At 63.6% G+C, this 15876-nt stretch carries 14 protein-coding genes; 9 read left to right on the top strand and 5 right to left on the bottom strand.

The window, feature by feature from the left end; genetic code table 11:
• Window positions 1-35: 35 nt before the first annotated feature.
• Genes ASU23_RS28525 through ASU23_RS28510 form a run of 4 tightly spaced genes read right to left on the bottom strand, consistent with a single transcriptional unit; the run spans window position 36 to window position 5557 of the window.
• Window positions 36-854 (bottom strand): ABC transporter ATP-binding protein, encoded by an 819-nt coding sequence (locus tag ASU23_RS28525; RefSeq protein WP_003945888.1) that lies wholly within the window; start codon window positions 852-854, stop codon window positions 36-38.
• Window positions 851-2929, bottom strand: coding sequence for a dipeptide/oligopeptide/nickel ABC transporter permease/ATP-binding protein (locus ASU23_RS28520; RefSeq protein WP_058039195.1), 2079 nt, complete (start codon window positions 2927-2929; stop codon window positions 851-853). The genes ASU23_RS28525 and ASU23_RS28520 overlap by 4 nt, the downstream gene beginning before the upstream one ends.
• A complete protein-coding gene (locus ASU23_RS28515) occupies window positions 2929-3888 on the bottom strand; it encodes an ABC transporter permease (RefSeq protein ID WP_003945671.1) in 960 nt (319 codons plus the stop codon). The genes ASU23_RS28520 and ASU23_RS28515 overlap by 1 nt, the downstream gene beginning before the upstream one ends.
• A gap of 43 nt (window positions 3889-3931) precedes the next feature.
• On the bottom strand, window positions 3932-5557 hold the full coding sequence (locus tag ASU23_RS28510) for an ABC transporter substrate-binding protein (protein WP_003945716.1): 1626 nt from the start codon (window positions 5555-5557) through the stop codon (window positions 3932-3934).
• A gap of 274 nt (window positions 5558-5831) precedes the next feature.
• On the opposite strand from ASU23_RS28510, the gene ASU23_RS28505 reads away from it, so the two are divergent.
• From ASU23_RS28505 to nagB, 9 genes are read left to right on the top strand one after another with little or no spacing between them, the layout of a single operon-like run.
• Window positions 5832-6890 carry a Gfo/Idh/MocA family protein gene (locus ASU23_RS28505; RefSeq protein ID WP_042449499.1) on the top strand — a complete coding sequence of 353 codons (1059 nt, stop codon included), beginning with the start codon at window positions 5832-5834 and terminating at the stop codon, window positions 6888-6890.
• Window positions 6887-7882, top strand: a complete 996-nt coding sequence (locus tag ASU23_RS28500; RefSeq protein WP_058039194.1) for a Gfo/Idh/MocA family protein — start codon at window positions 6887-6889, stop codon at window positions 7880-7882. Before ASU23_RS28505 ends, ASU23_RS28500 begins: the two co-directional genes overlap by 4 nt.
• The gene (locus ASU23_RS28495; RefSeq protein WP_058039193.1) at window positions 7879-8937 is read left to right on the top strand and encodes a Gfo/Idh/MocA family protein; all 1059 of its coding nucleotides are present in this window, start codon (window positions 7879-7881) and stop codon (window positions 8935-8937) included. The genes ASU23_RS28500 and ASU23_RS28495 overlap by 4 nt, the downstream gene beginning before the upstream one ends.
• 46 nt (window positions 8938-8983) lie before the next feature.
• On the top strand, window positions 8984-9913 hold the full coding sequence (locus tag ASU23_RS28490) for a dihydrodipicolinate synthase family protein (protein ID WP_058039192.1): 930 nt from the start codon (window positions 8984-8986) through the stop codon (window positions 9911-9913).
• A 1-nt stretch (window position 9914) separates the two neighbouring features.
• Window positions 9915-10844 (top strand): ROK family protein, encoded by a 930-nt coding sequence (locus ASU23_RS28485; protein ID WP_058039191.1) that lies wholly within the window; start codon window positions 9915-9917, stop codon window positions 10842-10844.
• Entirely contained in the window at window positions 10841-11548 is a 708-nt protein-coding gene (locus ASU23_RS28480) for an N-acetylmannosamine-6-phosphate 2-epimerase (protein ID WP_003945593.1), read from the top strand. The genes ASU23_RS28485 and ASU23_RS28480 overlap by 4 nt, the downstream gene beginning before the upstream one ends.
• Window positions 11545-12237 (top strand): SGNH/GDSL hydrolase family protein, encoded by a 693-nt coding sequence (locus ASU23_RS28475; protein ID WP_054827936.1) that lies wholly within the window; start codon window positions 11545-11547, stop codon window positions 12235-12237. Before ASU23_RS28480 ends, ASU23_RS28475 begins: the two co-directional genes overlap by 4 nt.
• Entirely contained in the window at window positions 12234-13418 is a 1185-nt protein-coding gene (locus ASU23_RS28470; protein WP_058039190.1) for an N-acetylglucosamine-6-phosphate deacetylase, read from the top strand. The genes ASU23_RS28475 and ASU23_RS28470 overlap by 4 nt, the downstream gene beginning before the upstream one ends.
• Before the next feature lie 11 nt (window positions 13419-13429).
• Window positions 13430-14209 (top strand): glucosamine-6-phosphate deaminase, encoded by a 780-nt coding sequence (gene nagB / locus ASU23_RS28465; RefSeq protein ID WP_003945641.1) that lies wholly within the window; start codon window positions 13430-13432, stop codon window positions 14207-14209.
• Between the two features lie 9 nt (window positions 14210-14218).
• On the opposite strand, the gene ASU23_RS28460 is transcribed toward nagB, so the two are convergent.
• On the bottom strand, window positions 14219-15850 hold the full coding sequence (locus ASU23_RS28460; protein ID WP_058039189.1) for a long-chain-fatty-acid--CoA ligase: 1632 nt from the start codon (window positions 15848-15850) through the stop codon (window positions 14219-14221).
• Window positions 15851-15876 lie beyond the last annotated feature (26 nt).

Here is a 15876-nt window from a genome sequence, read left to right as displayed (position 1 = left end):
TCCTTCATCCTATGTCCGGTCATCCGCTCCATTGGTCAACCCACGTCAACGGTGCGTTGCAGGAGGCTGGGCGCCGCACCCAGCAGTTTGGCCGTGTACGCATCGGACGGGCTGTCGAATACTTCCTGGGCCGTTCCCTGCTCGACGATCCGCCCGGCGTTCATGACGACGATGGTGTCGGAGACGTACCGCACCGTCTGTATGTCGTGCGAGATGAACACCATGCCGAGCCCCAACCGAGCCTTGATGTCGCTGAGCAGATTCAGGATCTGCGCTCGCACCGAGACGTCGAGCGCCGACGTCGGCTCGTCGGCCACGATGACGTCAGGTTCGAGCGCGAGTGCACGCGCGATCGCGACACGTTGCCGCTGACCGCCGGAGATCTGGCTCGGGATGACTTCGAGCGCAGATTGGGGGAGTCCGACCAAACCGACCAGCTCGCGAACTCGGGCGGTTCGGCTCGCGCGGTTGCCGATGCCGTGGACGTCGAGTGGATCGGTGAGGATGTCGGCCACCGTCATTCGGGGATTGAGCGCGGTAGCCGGATCCTGGAAGACGATCGAGATCGCTCGGCCGAACTCCTTGCGCACGCCGGCCGACCGGGTCAGAGCGCTTCGGCCGCGAAAGACCACGTCGCCCGACGTCGGCTTCTGCAGTCCGACCATGACTTTGGCCAGAGTGGACTTGCCACAACCCGACTCGCCCACGATGCCGATCGTCGTCCCTCGTCGTACGTCGATACTGACATCGTTGACCGCGTGAACCGTGCCCGGTTTGAACAGTGATCCCGAACGGGTCTTGTGGACGACGTGAATGTTCTTCAGTTCCAGGATGGGTGCTTCAGCTGTAGTCATCGCACGCTCTCCAATTCCGATTCTGTACGTACGGGAGTCGCGGACTGGCTGGCGAACCAATGCTCGGTCCCGTCGACCCGGACCATCTCCGGCTTTCGGAGGGGGTCGGAGTCCGGGCGAGTGGAACGCTCGGCGAAACGGTCACCCGGCGCGAAGTTTCCGGGCGAGGGAACAGTTCCCTGAATCTGATGCAGCCGCGGCGCTTCGTCCTCGATCGAGAGAACGGCCCCGAGAAGGCCCTGGGTGTATTCGTGGCGGGGATCGACGAGCAGATCACTCGTGGGCGCCGACTCGACGACCTGACCGGCGTACATCACCGTGATCTTGTGAGCGAGTGAAGCAACGAGTGCAAGATCGTGGCTCACGAAAACCATGGCAAACCCCAGCTTTTCCCGAAGGTCGTTGAGCAAGTCCACGACCTGGGCCTGGACGGTGACGTCGAGAGCGGTGGTGGGCTCGTCCGCGACGATCAACCGTGGACTGCGGGTGAGCGACATGGCGATCAGAACGCGCTGGCGCTGACCACCGGAAAGCTCGTGTGGGTAGCTGGCGAGAGTGCGCACCGGATCGAGTCCGACGAGTTCGAGCAGTTCCTCGGCTGTGCGGGTACCGCCGCGCTTGGTGAGCTGCTTGAACTGCGCGCGTATCAGCATCGCCGGGTTCAGTGAACTCAGCGCATCCTGGTAGATCATGGCCATGTCGTGTCCGCGTAGCTTGTTTCGCTCCCGGTTGTTCAGCTCGAGGACGTTGACTCCGTCGAACAGGATCTCGCCGGTCACCACTGCCGTCTTGGGTAGCAGACCCATGATCGCCAGCGACGTGAGCGACTTTCCGCAACCGGACTCGCCGACGAGCGCCATCGTCTCGTTCGGGCGGACGGTGAAGCTCACGTTGTCGACGATCGCCGTGTCTCCGTAGCGTTCCGGGAACCGGATCGTGAGATTGCGGACCTCGAGGAGTGGTGCGGCATCGCCCTCGTACACAAGACGATCGGAGCGGGACCGCTCGGTTTCCGCCAGGATCTTCAGGTGCGTTTCGAGAGGAGTCGGCTCGGCGGCCGGCTCGAGAACATCTTTCACGACGCTCGGATCGGCGAAGTCGTCTATCAACTCCGGAGTGTCGGTGACCGATGCGGCTTCGTCCTCCAGAATGAGCTCGTTGGAGGTCTCCTCCGCTGCAGCGGTCTGCGCTGCTTGGAGCGCGGAGGGCGTCTTCTTGGTCTTCTTCAGACTCGGATCGGCCATCGCGTCCGTCAGGCCCTCGGCGAGCACGTTGAGGGAGAGCACCGTCAGCAGAATGAGCAGGCCGGGGAACACCGTTGCCCACCAACCACCGAGGAGGACCATGTTCTTGCCGTCCGCGATCACCGATCCCCACGACGGGTCCGGGGGACGCACACCGGCGCCGATGAACGACAGGCTGGCTTCCAGCACGATGGCGTCGGCGACCATGACAGTGCAGAAGACGAGAACGGGCGCAGCACAGTTGGCTACGACGTGCTTGACGACGATGTGTGAAGTTCTTGCGCCGATGACCTTTTCGGCCGCGACGTAGTCCTCGCCGTACTGAGCGAGAACGTTTGCGCGAACGACGCGAGCCACCATCGGTGTGTAGAGGAACGCGATAGTGACGATCAGAACCGGGATCGAACCACCGAAGGCCGCGACGAGTACGGCAGCGAGCGCAATGCCCGGGAACGCCATGACCACGTCGAGCACACGCATGATGGTCTCGTCGACGCCTTTTCGGCTCGTTGCGGCCACCGATCCGATGAGAGCGCCGGCGCACAGTGCGAGGAAGGTGGAACCGAGACCGATGGTCAGCGACCAGCGTCCGCCGTAGAGCAAGCGGCTGAACAGATCTCGACCGAGACTGTCCTGACCGAACCAGTGCTCGGCGCTGGGGCCCGCGGTACCCACCGCCTGTTCGAGCGGGGTGTACTGCGTGATCAGCGGCGCGAAGAGGCAGGCGAGCACGATGATCGCGAGAACCGCCATCGACAGCCAGGCCGAGAGGGGGAAGCGAGAAAAGGTGATGCCGGGTCGCGAAAGCTTCTCGGTGAGTTTTCTTCTCATCATGCTGCGCTCCGAAGTCGTGGATTGACAAGCAGGTAGAGGATGTCGACGGCGAGGTTGACGACGACGAAGCCGACCGCGATGACGATGACAACACCCTGAACGACTGCGGGGTCACCGTTGGTGACGCCGTTGATCATGAGCTGACCCATGCCGGGCAGGCCGAAGATCTGCTCGATGACCACAGCGCCACCGAGGAGATAACCGACTCGTAGACCCAGGACGGTGAGCGGGTTGATCAGTGCGTTACGCAACACATTCCGTCCGATCACCACGTGATAGGGCAGGCCGCTGCCGATCGCGGTCCGGACGTAGTCTTTGTCCAACTCCTCGACCATCGACGTGCGGATGATGCGCGTGAGTTGTGCTGCGACGGGCAGTGACAGGGACAGCGCCGGGAGCGCCATGTACCAGAGCCAGTCGCTGACGGAGTCGCTCGGATTGACGTAGCCACCGGTGGGGAACCATCCGAGTTGAACAGCCAGATACTGAATCATCAGCAGTGCCAACCAGAATGACGGTGCCGCCACACCACCGAGGGAGATCACTCGGATGACCTGATCCGGCCAACGATCGCGGAACAGTGCGCTGGTGACGCCGAAGATCAGCGAGAGCACGATGGCGATCACCAGTCCGAGAACCGTGAGCTGAATGGTCAGTGGCAGAGCGGTGGAGATCGAATCCAACACCGGGGTACCGGAAATCAGACTGTCACCCATGTTGCCGCTGACCAGATCGGTCACGAAGTGAACGTATTGCAGCGGAAGCGGATCGAGCAGTCCGTTCTCTTCCTTGAACTGCTGCAACTGTTCCGCAGTCGGGTTGCCACCGTTGAACGCCGCGGTTGCGGGATCGGTGGGCGCGAACTGCATCACGATGAAGACGAACGCGATGATGCCGAGGATCAGGGGGATCAGTATCAGTAATCGCCTGATCAGCATGGGGAGGACTCTTGCCATCGGGGGATCTCTCAGTTGTGGGAAACGGCCGAGCGGGCGGGTATCAGGCCGGCTTCGCCTGAAGCAGGTTGACGCCGGGGTACGGCAGCGGAGTGACGTCGGCGATCTTCTTCGGATCCCACGCAGTCAGGAGTTCCTGATGGAGAACCGGGTAGTAGACAGCATTTTCGGCGATCTGGTTCAGGTACGACTGCACGAGGGTGCTGCGCTTTGCCGGGTCGGTCTCGCGGGTGGCTTCGTCCATGGTGGCGTAGATCTTCTGCGCTTCGGGGGTGTCGTCCCACTTGGCGTAGGTCTTCGTCCACAAGCCGCCCTTGCTGTACGTGTAGCGGACGAGAAGGTCGACGTCGCTGCCGAATGCCTGCGGGTTGGACGTACCGGCGGCGATCTGGAACTTCTGGCCGCTGTTGAGCTTGCTCACCATGGCGCTGGTGTCCTGCGGTTCGAGCGTCGTGTTGAATCCGACTGCGTCCCAAGACTCTTTGATGGTCGGCAAGCAGTCGGCCAGCCAGCTGACGTTGGTGGAGAGCAGTGTCAGGTCGAGGCCACTGACGCCGGCGGCAGCGAGGAGTGAGCGGGCCTTGTCCGGATCGTACGAGTAGACGGTGGACGCTCGCGCGTAGTCGGGGTTGCGCTCGTACAGGTAGCTCGTGGCCGGTGCTGCCTTGCCGCCGAGGGCGATCTCGATCATCTTCGGGGTGTTGATCGCGTAGAACATCGCCTGGCGAACACGAACGTCGTCGAACGGTGCCTGAGTGGTGTCGAAGAGCAGGTACATGAGGTTCATGCCCGGGTTGCCCTCGACGGTGCGCCCACCGGAGGTCAGAGTGGGGACGTTGGCGACGGGGATGTTGTCGGCGAGTTGTGCACCGGCATTGTTGCCCGAGACGCGCGCGATGCGTGAGGAGGTGTCGACGATGGAGAGCCAGTTCATGGTCGCGAAGTTGGCCGGACGCGGCCCGTTGTACGCCTCGAAGGCCTCGAAAGCTGTGTTGCTCTTGGGGGTGTGGCTCTTGAGCTTGTACGGACCGGAACCGACGACCAGCGCTCCGGACTTGGCCTCGTCCCAGTGGCCGTCGAAGACGTGCTTGGGCATGATCTTGGCGATCGAGAGACGCTGTGCGGCAGCGCTGAACGGGTAGTTGAAGTTCAGGGTCACCGTTTGGTCGTCGACCTTGGTGACGGACTGCAGCCAGGAGGAGAAGAAGGAGCGGATCAGTACGTTCTGCTGTGGATCGAGGATGCGATCGAAGGTGAAGACGACGTCGTCCGAGGTGACCGGAGTGCCGTCGTGCCAGGTTGCTCCCTCGCGGATTTTCATGGTCCAGCTCGAGGCAGTGGCGTCGGTCGGGACGGCCTGTGCGAGCGCCGCATACGTCTCACCGGTGCCTGGATCGTTTTCGAGCAGTCCCTCGTAGACGTGGTTGACCGCTGCCATGAGGAAACCGGATGCAGTCTGCATCGGGTCGAAGCTCTGGTCGTTGCCGTATCCGATGGCGGTGGTCAGATCGCCGGTGCTCGCGGAACCGCCGACAACCGAGGTCGACGACGGCCCGCCGCCACAGGCCGCGAGAGTCGCGGTGATACCTGCTGCAGCTCCCAGTAGCCCGGTGTACCGGAACAGGTCTCGGCGGGTGAACGCGGAGCTCAGCGGTCGTTCGTTCTTCAAGGCGGCCTCCAAGGCGGGGAGCGGGACATCAAGGGAGTGGATAGGGGATGTCCTATGTTCGACGTCCGATGTTGCGTAACTTACATTGTGGATCAGAAAGCGTCTAGAGAATCTTCGGAACTGGCGGCGCCGAACTTCGACGTTTCGCCGGTTTCGAGCCAAAAATAGTGCGCTCACCTGCATAGATGAAGACTGTGTTACCGGCGTCGAATTGACGAGCGATGACGCTGGCCGTATAACATAGGACATCCCTCATCCAATCTTTGGAGACTTCATGACCCGATACAAAGTCGGTGTGGTCGGTTGCGGATTCTTCGGTAGTTCCCTCGCTCGCGAGCTGGCTGCCCATCCACGTTTCGAACTGACGATGCTGTGCGACCGTGACTTCGAGCGGGCCAAGGACGTCGCCGCAGAGTTCTCGGCAACCCCGACAGACGATCACGACGCGGTGGCCGCTCACCCGGAGTTGGCCCTCGTTGTCGTCGCGACGCCCAATCACGCGCACGCCGAACCTGCCATCGCGGCGCTCGAACACGGCAAGGCAGTTTTTGTCGAGAAGCCACTCGCCGTCGAACTGGTCGATGCGCAGAACATGATCGCGAGCGCTGACGCGAGCGGTTCGCCGTTGATGGTCGGGCACATCATGCGGATGATGCCGGGTGTACGACGTCTGGCGGACCTGCTGGCGTCGGGGGAGCTCGGCGAGGTCGCTGCGATCGAAACGTCTCGCTCACGCTGGATCGACACCGACGGCGCAGATCCACAGTGGTGGAAGCTCGACAAGAGCCGAACGGGTGGAGAACTGACTCACGAGATTCACGAACTGGACCTGATGTGCTGGCTCGGCGGCGAGGTGACTGCCGTGTCGAGCATCGCCACCGCGGACGACGGCTTCCGCAACACAGTGGTGTCGTTCGCCGGCGGCGCGATCGGCAGACACACCATTTCGACGCGGTCACACACTTCGTCGTGGCAGCTGACCGTCGATGCCACCGAAGGTTCGGTCCACGCGGACTTCCACACCGGCCGGGTCAGCCGACTGCGCGGGGGACAGGTCGTAGAGTCGTGGCCGATCTTCGACGTCGACGCCGAGAACCAATCGTTGATCGACGCTGCGAGCAGGACGCAGAAGTACAACTCGGGAAACGGAGGATCCTCGCTGTGGATGCAGGCTGCGATTCGTCACGAAATCGACGAGATGGCAGCAGTTCTCGACGGCAAGGCTGATCCCGACTCGCCGTTGACGTACGCACGTGAACGCGCACTCGTCGTCGCCGAACAGGTGCGACTCGGTGGCGGCGAACCGGCAGCGCTCTCGGGAAGTGCCAAGTGACGGTGCGTGTAGCCGTCATCGGTAGCGGCGGAATCGCGCGGGACCACGTCAGCGCCTTGGCGCGCATCCCGTCGGTCGAAGTCGCCTACGTATTCGGCAGTGACTTGGACCGGGCCGCATCGGTTGCGGCGTTGGCGCCGGGCGCGAAGGCCAGTACCGATCTGGCGAAGATTCTCGCCGACCCGAGCGTGCAGGCGGTCAACGTCGTCGGGGCCACTCCCGACCACGCACCCGTGACGATAGCCGCGGGCCGCGCGGGAAAGCATGTGCACGTGGAGAAGCCGGCCGCGCTGACAGTCGCGGACTTCGACGCCATGGTCGAGGCCACCGAAGGTGTCGGCACCTCACTGATGGTCGGACAGACCGTACGATTCCAGCCGTCGATCACCTCGATCGGAAACTCGGTTGCACAAGGTGCCATCGGCGACCCCCGGTTGATCCACCTCAGTTGGTACACCGGCCATGTCTGGCCAGGGGGCTGGCGAGGCTGGCAACACGACAAGGAACGTTCGGGTGGTCACCCCGTTCACAACGGAACCCACGCACTCGATCTGGTGACGTGGCTGATCGGTCGTCGTCCGATCCGTGTGTTCGCTCGTAGTTTCCCCACCTTCGCGGCGGGGATGCCCGTGCACGACAGCTTCCATCTGACCGTTCGCTTCGAGGACGGATCGCTGGCACTCATCGAATTGGCTTACGCGCTACCACAATCGGGAAAGATGGTGCGTCGGATCGTGGTGTCGGGGACTTCCGGCACGCTCGCGCACGACACCGGCGACGACCCGGGACTGATGACGGACACGACCAACGCGCCGCCGTCGTCGATCGAGGACGCGATGTCGCATCAGATGCGTCACTGGATCGCCACTCTCGACGGTTCCGCGAGCCCGATAGTCGAGAACTGGCAGGTGCGTGCAGCTCTCGCGACTGCCATCGCTGCCCAGCAATCGCTCGACACCGGCTGTGCTGTCTCGATCGGAGAAAACCAATGACCGGCACCGGTTCGATCCGCGTCGGATTTGTCAGCGGCGTCAGGCATGCCGGATCCTATGCGGACCTGTTGCGTTCCGATCCTCGAGTGAGCCTGGTCGGGGCCTCCGACGAATCCTCGGTCCCCGATTGGATTCGTGAGGACGGGATCGCGATGGCAAAGGCCGCAGACATCGAGTGGATCGACGAACTCGGCGAGTTGCTCGACCCCGAACGGATAGACCTGGCGATCATCTGCAGTGAGCCGACCAGGCATGCACGGCTTGCGATTGCCGCATTGAACGCGGGACTCGACGTCCTGGTGGACAAGCCGGTGGGCGTCGACGAGGCGGAGGCCGCGGCGGTTCAGCAAGCCGCGCGGTCGAACGGGCGAATCTGCACGGTGGTGAACCGCACTCATTCACCTGCGCTCCGGCGACTGCGCCGATGGATCGACGCCGGAAATCTCGGACTGCCGCGCCACGTGGACATCGAGTTCCTCGCAAGCGGAACACATTTCGCGACGTCCGTCGAGCGTCCCGAACTGGTGGTGGATCCCGCGCTTTCCGGCGGGGGAGAAGTAGTGAACTTCGCCGGTTACGCCGCCGACTACCTCCGATACCTCACCGGCCTGGACGTCACCGAGGTGTACGCCGAGACGAGCACACTCTACGGCGGGGCCCACCAGCAGTTCGGAGTCGAAGACACGGCGTTGATCTCGCTCGCCCTGGAAAACGGCGTCACCGCGACGGTGACCGTCGGAAGAATCCCCGCAGCACCGGGTTTCGGCGCGAATACCGCGACGGTTCGCGTCCTCGGATCCCACGGATACGCGAGTTCCGACGACGACAAACCCGCGGTGACCCACTTCGCCGCCTCGGGAGCCGTGACCGCACTACCCATCGGCGGCTTCGGTTCCGACAACGCGGTGTCGAGCTTTCTCTCTCACGTGCTCGATCGACTTCCCACACGGACCGAACCCGACTACACCGTGGCAGACGCCCGAGCGTCGATGCGCGTGATCGACGCTGCCTATCTGTCCGCCTCGAGCGGTCAGCCGGTCTCCGTTTCTCCCTGACAGCCGCACCCACAACTCAATCCGACAACCAACATATGGAGACCCCATGAGCACGGAAACCACCACCTTCAGCGGAATCGTCCCGCCGATCGTCACACCACTGACGCTCGAGCGCGAGATCGACACCAAATCGCTCGAACGCCTACTCTCACTGCAGATCGAAGCCGGAGTCGACGGCTTGTTCGTCCTCGGATCCTCGGGCGAGGTCGGTTACCTCACCGACGCCCAGCGCGCCCAGGTGGTGCAAACGGCGATCGGTCACGTCGGTGGCCAGGTGCCGGTCCTCGTCGGAGTGAACGACATGACCACCAACCGGGTCATTGCCGTTGCCGAGCAGGCGCGTGAAGCGGGCGCGGATGCCATCGTCGCGACGGCGCCGTTCTACGCGATCACCGATGCAGCCGAGACGGCTTCGCATTTCCGCTCCATCCACGCCGCAGTGGATCTTCCGTTGTTCGCCTACGACGTTCCGGTTCGTGTCCACAGCAAGCTCAACCCGGCAATGCTGGTCGAGCTCGGCCGCGAGGGAGTCCTCGCCGGTGTGAAGGATTCGAGCGGCGACGACGTCAGTTTCCGTATGTTGCTTCGTCAGTCGGCCGGGCTCGAAAACTTCGCCGTCTTCACCGGGCACGAGGTAGTCGTCGACGGATGCCTGCTGATGGGTGCTTCGGGCGCAGTGCCCGGCCTGGCCAACGTGGACCCGCACGGCTACGTGCGACTGTGGCGCGCTGCGCAGGCAGGAGACTGGGCGGCGGCGAAGGCCGAGCAGGATCGACTCACCGATCTGTTCTCGATCGTCGAGGCGCCGACACCGGGTCGCGTCAGTGCCGGTGCCGCGGGTCTTGGCGCGTTCAAGACGGCTCTGGCCCTGCGCGGCGTCATCACCGGCAACACGATGTGCGCGCCGATGCTCTCGCTCGACGAGTCCGAGACCGCAACGATCAAGGTCGTTCTGGAACAGGCCGGGCTCCTCTGACATGACATCTGGGCAGAAGCGATGGATCGGTATCGACATCGGCGGCACCAAAGTGGCTGCTGCGGTGGTGACGTCCGACGGAGACGTGATCGACACCGTTCGTGCGGCAACACCGACGGCGGGTAGGGAAGCCGTTCTCGGGACCGCTACCGCGTTGATCGACCGTCTGAGGGCGAATCACACGGTAGCCGGAATCGGAGTCGGTGCACCGGGAATCATCGATCGGGTGCGTGGCCGCGTCGTCTTCGCCTCCGACATTCTGTCCGGATGGAGTGGCGCCGAGGTTCGCGGAGAACTCGAGGCACACTCAGGCCTACCGGTGACGGTGGACAACGACGTGCGCGCGATGGCCCACGGCGAGAACATGATCGGCGCCGGTCGCGGTCGAACCTCTGCACTGTTCGTCTCGATCGGTACCGGAATCGGTGGCGCGTTGACCGTGGGCGGTCAGCTGTACCACGGTGCCCACGGAACAGCCGGCGAGCTCGCGCATCTGTTGGTTCCGGTCTCCGGGGCGATAGGTTGCGGTTGCGGCAGAACCGATCACCTCGAGGCAGTCGCGTCTGGCCCGGCGATGGCAGCCGAGTACGCAGCGCGGGCGGGTGTGCCCACTCAACCGTTACAGGCAGTGGTGGCGCTCATGCACTCGGGCGATCCGATCGCCCGTGCCGTGGTCTCCGACGCCGGTACTCTGCTGGGCCGCGTCCTGGCCGGCGTCGCCACTGCATTCGATCCCGAGGTGATCGTCATCGGCGGCGGCGCAGCCCAGATCGGAGCCGACCTCCTGTCTCCGCTGACGTCCGCTTTCCGGGTGGAAGCGATGGGCCCCATTGCCGAAACCGCCATTCTTCCTGCCCGTTTGGGCACCGATGCACCGCTCGTCGGAGCTGCGCTCCTGGCCGCCGCAACACGAATCGAGGTAACACCGTGACTGTCGAAGAATTGCTCACGATCATCAGCGGGAAGCTGATCGTGTCCTGTCAGGCCGGGCATGGCCATGCCCTGCGCGACACCGGGACCATCGAGAGGATGGCCCGCGCTGCGGTCGACGGCGGTGCAGTGGCGATCCGCTGCGGCGGTGTGGGCGGAACCCCGGATGTCGCCGCAGTCGTATCGGCAGTGAAGGTACCGGTGATCGGTTTGACGAAGATCGGCTCGGAGGGCGTGTTCATCACGCCGACAAGGGAATCAGCCCTCGAAGTCGTGGATTCGGGTGCGCAGATCGTGGCTGCCGACGCCACGCTGCGACCTCGTCCGGATGGGCTGACCTTTGCCGACACCGTCGAAGCGGTCCATGATCGCGGCGGCCTCGTCATGGCCGACTGTGGAACACTCGAGGACGGCGTCGCTGCCGCCGCGGCGGGCGCCGACATCATCTCCAGCACACTGGCGGGATACACCGAGAACAGCCGACGGCTGGCCGGCCCGGACCTGGAGCTGATCTCGGAACTGCGGCAGGCACTTCCAGATGCAGTCCTCATTGCCGAGGGGCGATACCACAGCCCGGAGGATGCGGCACGCGCCATCGCCCTGGGTGCAGACTCGGTGGTTGTCGGAACCGCAATCACGGATCCGGCGTTCATCACGTCGAAATTTGCAGCCGCAGTATCGGGCGCCGAAAGGTCGAGGGTGTGACCCCGACGTCGAAGGCTCTGAAATCCAGGACCGCTGAACGGATTCGGCTGGAGACTTTGCTCGGCGACTTCTCGACGCCGATACGGTGGGTCTTCACCGGCGACAGCATCACTCAGGGATTGACGCACACCGATGGTCATCGAAGTTACGTCGAACACTGCGCCGAGCGCGTCCGTGGTGAACTTTCCTTGTTCAACCACGTCCTTGTCAATACCGGGGTGAGCGGCAATCGATCCTCCGATGTGCGTGCGGGTTTCGCACACCGCATCGAAGTGTTCGAACCCTCGGTGGTGTTGATCATGCTCGGTACGAATGACGCATTGGATGGCGAAGAAGGACTGGAGCGGTTTCGAGACGACCTCTCGGACACGATCTTCCGGACGCGAGCGATCGGTGCAGTGCCGATCCTGCAGACGCCGCCACCGATCGACGTCGAGAATGCGCCCACCAGAGCGGGATTGGTTCAGTACGTCGAGGTCGTGCGGCAGGTTGCCGCCTCGACGCGCGTGGTGTTCGTCGACCACTACGCGCAGTGGACGGCCCATTCTCCCGATGGTCCACCGCCGGCTCTCCTGGCTGACGCATTCCATCCGAACGAACAAGGGCACTACGTGCTCGCGGACGCCGTGCTCCGCGAGTTGTCGATCGCAGATCCCGAAGTTCCCGTTGTACCGCAGGTGATGTCGTGATACTTCGTGGACAAATTCTGCGTGGACAACTGGTGACCGGTGGGCAACTGCTTCCGGACGGGGTCGTCGAGATTTCCGGTAATCGTGTGGTGTGGGCCGGGCCCGCGTCGCAGCGAACCGACCCGTTACCCGAACGGGCAGCTGCGGGGACAACGATCATCCCGGGGTTGGTGGACGTTCACTGCCACGGCGCCGGCGGATTCGGTTTCCCCGAGGCAGACGAGTTCGGATCCACCGTGGCTGCCGATCACCACCGGACGAACGGCACGACCTCGGTGATCGGCTCGCTCGTCTCCGCGCCGCCGCAGATCCTGCGCGGTCGCATCGAGCTCCTGGCAGGACTGGTGGACGAGGGTACGCTGGCCGGAATTCACCTGGAAGGTCCATTCCTGTCGGTACTCCGTTGTGGCGCCCAGGATCCCGACAGCATTCTCGACGGCGACCCGGCTCTGCTCGAGTCGCTGCTCGAAGCCGGCCGCGGGCACATCCGCTCGATGACGATCGCTCCGGAGACAGCACACTTCGGCGAACTTGCCTCATTGCTGGAGCGTCACGGTGCCGTCGTGAGTATCGGACACACCGATGCGTCCAACCCGATTGCGACACGTTCGATCGCACACTCGGCGCATGCACCGCTCAGTGCCACTCACCTGTTCAACGGTATGGCTCCGATGCATCATCGCGCTCCCGGCGCAGTGGCGGCGTGTCTTGCCGCGGCCGCGAAAGGACAGATGGTGGTCGAGTTGATCGGGGACGGAGTACATCTCGCCGACGAGACGGTGGCGACGGTGTTCGATCTGGTCGGTCCGCATCAGATCGCGTTGGTCTCCGACGCGATGGCTGCGGCGGGAATGCCCGACGGGCGCTACCCACTCGGACCTCTCGACGTCGACGTGGTCGGTGGCGTGGCGCGGCTGGCCGGCCAGGGGGACACGGCCATTGCCGGCGGGACGAGTCGGTTGATGGACATAGTCCGCCGGGCTGTTAATCACGCCGGCGTCGATCTGCTTTCGGCTGTCATCGCAGCGACGGCAACGCCTGCTTCGCTGATGGGGCTGGCCGGAATGGTCGGCGATCTCGTGCCGGGTTGCCGCGCCGATCTGATCGTCACCGGTCCAGAACTCGAAACCCGCGCCGTCATGGCCGCTGGGAACTGGCTCATGAACTACACCGAAAGCTGAGGAATCAACCGATGGAAATTGTCATTGTCGACAGTGCGGAGGCGGCCGGCACCGTTGTTGCCGACATCTTCGAACACGCGGTGCATTCAGGTGCACGGACTTTGGGCCTGGCGACAGGATCTTCACCGCTCTCGGTGTACCGCGAACTCGCGCGCCGTCACCGCGAGGAAGGGTTGAGTTTTGCCGGCGTGCAGGCGTTCCTGTTGGACGAATACGTCGGCCTGCCGGAAGGCCACCCTGAGTCGTATGCCCAGGTTATCCGAACGGAGCTGGTGAATCACCTGGACCTGGACGCGGCAAGGGTATTCAGCCCCGACGGAACCGCGTCGGATCCATTTGCCGCCGCGGCAGCCTACGACCGGGCGATTGCGTCGAATGGTCCGGTGGACGTACAACTTCTGGGCATCGGCGGCAACGGTCACATCGGTTTCAACGAACCGACGTCCTCGCTGAATTCGAGGACCCGGGTCAAGACGCTGACGGAACAGACTCGAACCGACAACGCCCGATTCTTCGAGAGTCCGGACGACGTACCACGGCACGTGATCACCCAGGGCCTCGGAACTATCTGCGAAGCAAAGCATCTGGTGATGATCGCGACCGGCGAGCACAAGGCCGCTGCGATTGCCGCTGCCGTCGAGGGGCCGCTGGCCGCGGTGTGCCCGGCATCGGTCCTCCAACTGCATCCACACGCGACGGTGGTGATCGACGATGCAGCGGCATCACAGCTTCGGCTCACCGAGTTCTACAAAACGGTGTCGGCGCACAAACCGCTTGCTCAGCACTACTGAGATATCGGGCTAGACGGGCTCTCGCGTCTTCTCGAGGCCGAGTGCCATTTCGGGAGTGAGTAATTGGAAGTCGGATTCTCCACGCCGTCGGATCCACACCGGATCGGAGGTGTTCCAGCGTTCGGCGCTCTGCGTTCGAGTGACCACCTTGAACGTCGCCGTTCTCGGGAACTCACTGCACACTCGGATCAAGGTCGGCTTCTGCTTCGGCCCGAGTTCCGGCCGGGAATCGATGTATTCGGCTACGGCTGCCGGGTCGAAGTTGTCGACATCGCCGACTGGAATCACCGACGCCATGACGCGGTCGCCGACGTCGCTGTCGGGGACTGCGTACACGGACACCTGCGCGAAGCCCGGGTAACCGACCAGGGAGCGTTCGATGGGTGCGGCACCGATGTTCTCGCCGTCCACTCGCAGCCAACCGGAACTGCGTCCCGCGAAGTAGACGTAACCGTCGACGTCGGTGTACGCCAGATCGCCACTCCAGTACTGGCCGTTGCGCATTCGCTCGGCGTCGGCTTCCGGGTTCTTGTAGTACCCGGCGAACGTGCCTGGGCCGGTGACATTGACCAGTTCACCAGTTGCCTCGTCGGCGTTGGTGATCCGGCCGTCGGCATCGAAGACTGCAGGCGGGCATGGCGCTCCGGTCTCGGGATCGAGGATCTTGACGCCGTCCGGGAGCAGTCCGAGGGCGCCGGGCCGGGGAACCGGTGCCGCGGAGATCGAAATGCCGCCCTCGGTGGAACCGAACCCGTCGATGACGCGAGCGTCGAAGCGCCGGACGAAGGTGGCGACGGCGGGCGCCGAACCCTCGTTGCCGTACATGATCTTCAAGGTGTTGTCCCGCTCGTTCGGCACCTCGGGGGTGGAAGCGATGAAGGACAACGGCTTTCCGACGTAGTTGGAGTACGTGATTCCGTACTTGTGAACGTCGGGTAGAAAACCCGAAGCGGAGAACTTGCGTCGCATGGCAATTCCCGCACGAGCGTGCAGCGCGACCGTCCACGCCGCCATCATCGCGTTGGAATGGAACATGGGCATCGCCATGTAGACGACGTCGTCGGCGCCGAGCCCGAAACGATCGGCAAGCATGACCCCGGGAGAGGCCAACTTGTGGTGCGTGCACCGAACCGCTTTGGGATCACCGCTGGTTCCGGAAGTGAAGATGAGCATCAACAGATCGTCGGGCTGCGCCGTCGACGCGTAGGCCGGCGTATCGGCGAAGGGCGCCAACAATTCCGCCCAGGCCGGAGAATCCACGTTGATCACCCGGACGTCGCCGAGATCGATGTCGTCGAGTAGATGTGCCTGGTTGTTCTCGGTGAAGATGACCTGGCAGTCGGAGAGCGCAATGTCTCGCGCCAATGCCGGGCCGCGCCTGGTCGTGTTCAGCCCGGCGGCGACCGAACCCGAGAACGATGCCGCTCCGAGCAGCAGCGAGAACTCGGGGACGTTCTCCATCAGAAGTCCGAAATGCCTGGGGCGCGTTCGATCGAGCAGCGTGTCCAGCAGCGCTGCTCGATCGAACGAGCCTTGAACGTGCTCGCGCCAGGTGATGACCTGGTCCTCGAAACGGATACCGCGGTCGTCGATCTCGCTGACTCCGAGGAGTAGATCGGAAACAGTGGGGCTCTGACTCATAGCTGCATCATCATCGATTCGTCTCG

The organism is Rhodococcus sp. KB6 (assembly GCF_001445685.1).
Lineage (GTDB): Bacteria > Actinomycetota > Actinomycetes > Mycobacteriales > Mycobacteriaceae > Rhodococcus_F > Rhodococcus_F qingshengii.
The sequence above is the reverse complement of the archived record's forward strand: the minus strand, read 5'-3'. Positions and strand labels throughout refer to the sequence as shown.

Excerpts from the sequence above, each read along its gene's own strand:
- ASU23_RS28495 (WP_058039193.1), top strand. The coding sequence starts at position 7,879 with ATGACCGGCACCGGTTCGATCCGCGTCGGATTTGTCAGCGGCGTCAGG.
- ASU23_RS28490 (WP_058039192.1), top strand. The coding sequence starts at position 8,984 with ATGAGCACGGAAACCACCACCTTCAGCGGAATCGTCCCGCCGATCGTC.
- ASU23_RS28505 (WP_042449499.1), top strand. The coding sequence starts at position 5,832 with ATGACCCGATACAAAGTCGGTGTGGTCGGTTGCGGATTCTTCGGTAGT.
- ASU23_RS28460 (WP_058039189.1), bottom strand. The coding sequence starts at position 15,850 with ATGAGTCAGAGCCCCACTGTTTCCGATCTACTCCTCGGAGTCAGCGAG.
- ASU23_RS28525 (WP_003945888.1), bottom strand. The coding sequence starts at position 854 with ATGACTACAGCTGAAGCACCCATCCTGGAACTGAAGAACATTCACGTC.
- ASU23_RS28485 (WP_058039191.1), top strand. The coding sequence starts at position 9,915 with ATGACATCTGGGCAGAAGCGATGGATCGGTATCGACATCGGCGGCACC.
- ASU23_RS28515 (WP_003945671.1), bottom strand. The coding sequence starts at position 3,888 with ATGGCAAGAGTCCTCCCCATGCTGATCAGGCGATTACTGATACTGATC.
- ASU23_RS28520 (WP_058039195.1), bottom strand. The coding sequence starts at position 2,929 with ATGAGAAGAAAACTCACCGAGAAGCTTTCGCGACCCGGCATCACCTTT.
- nagB (WP_003945641.1), top strand. The coding sequence starts at position 13,430 with ATGGAAATTGTCATTGTCGACAGTGCGGAGGCGGCCGGCACCGTTGTT.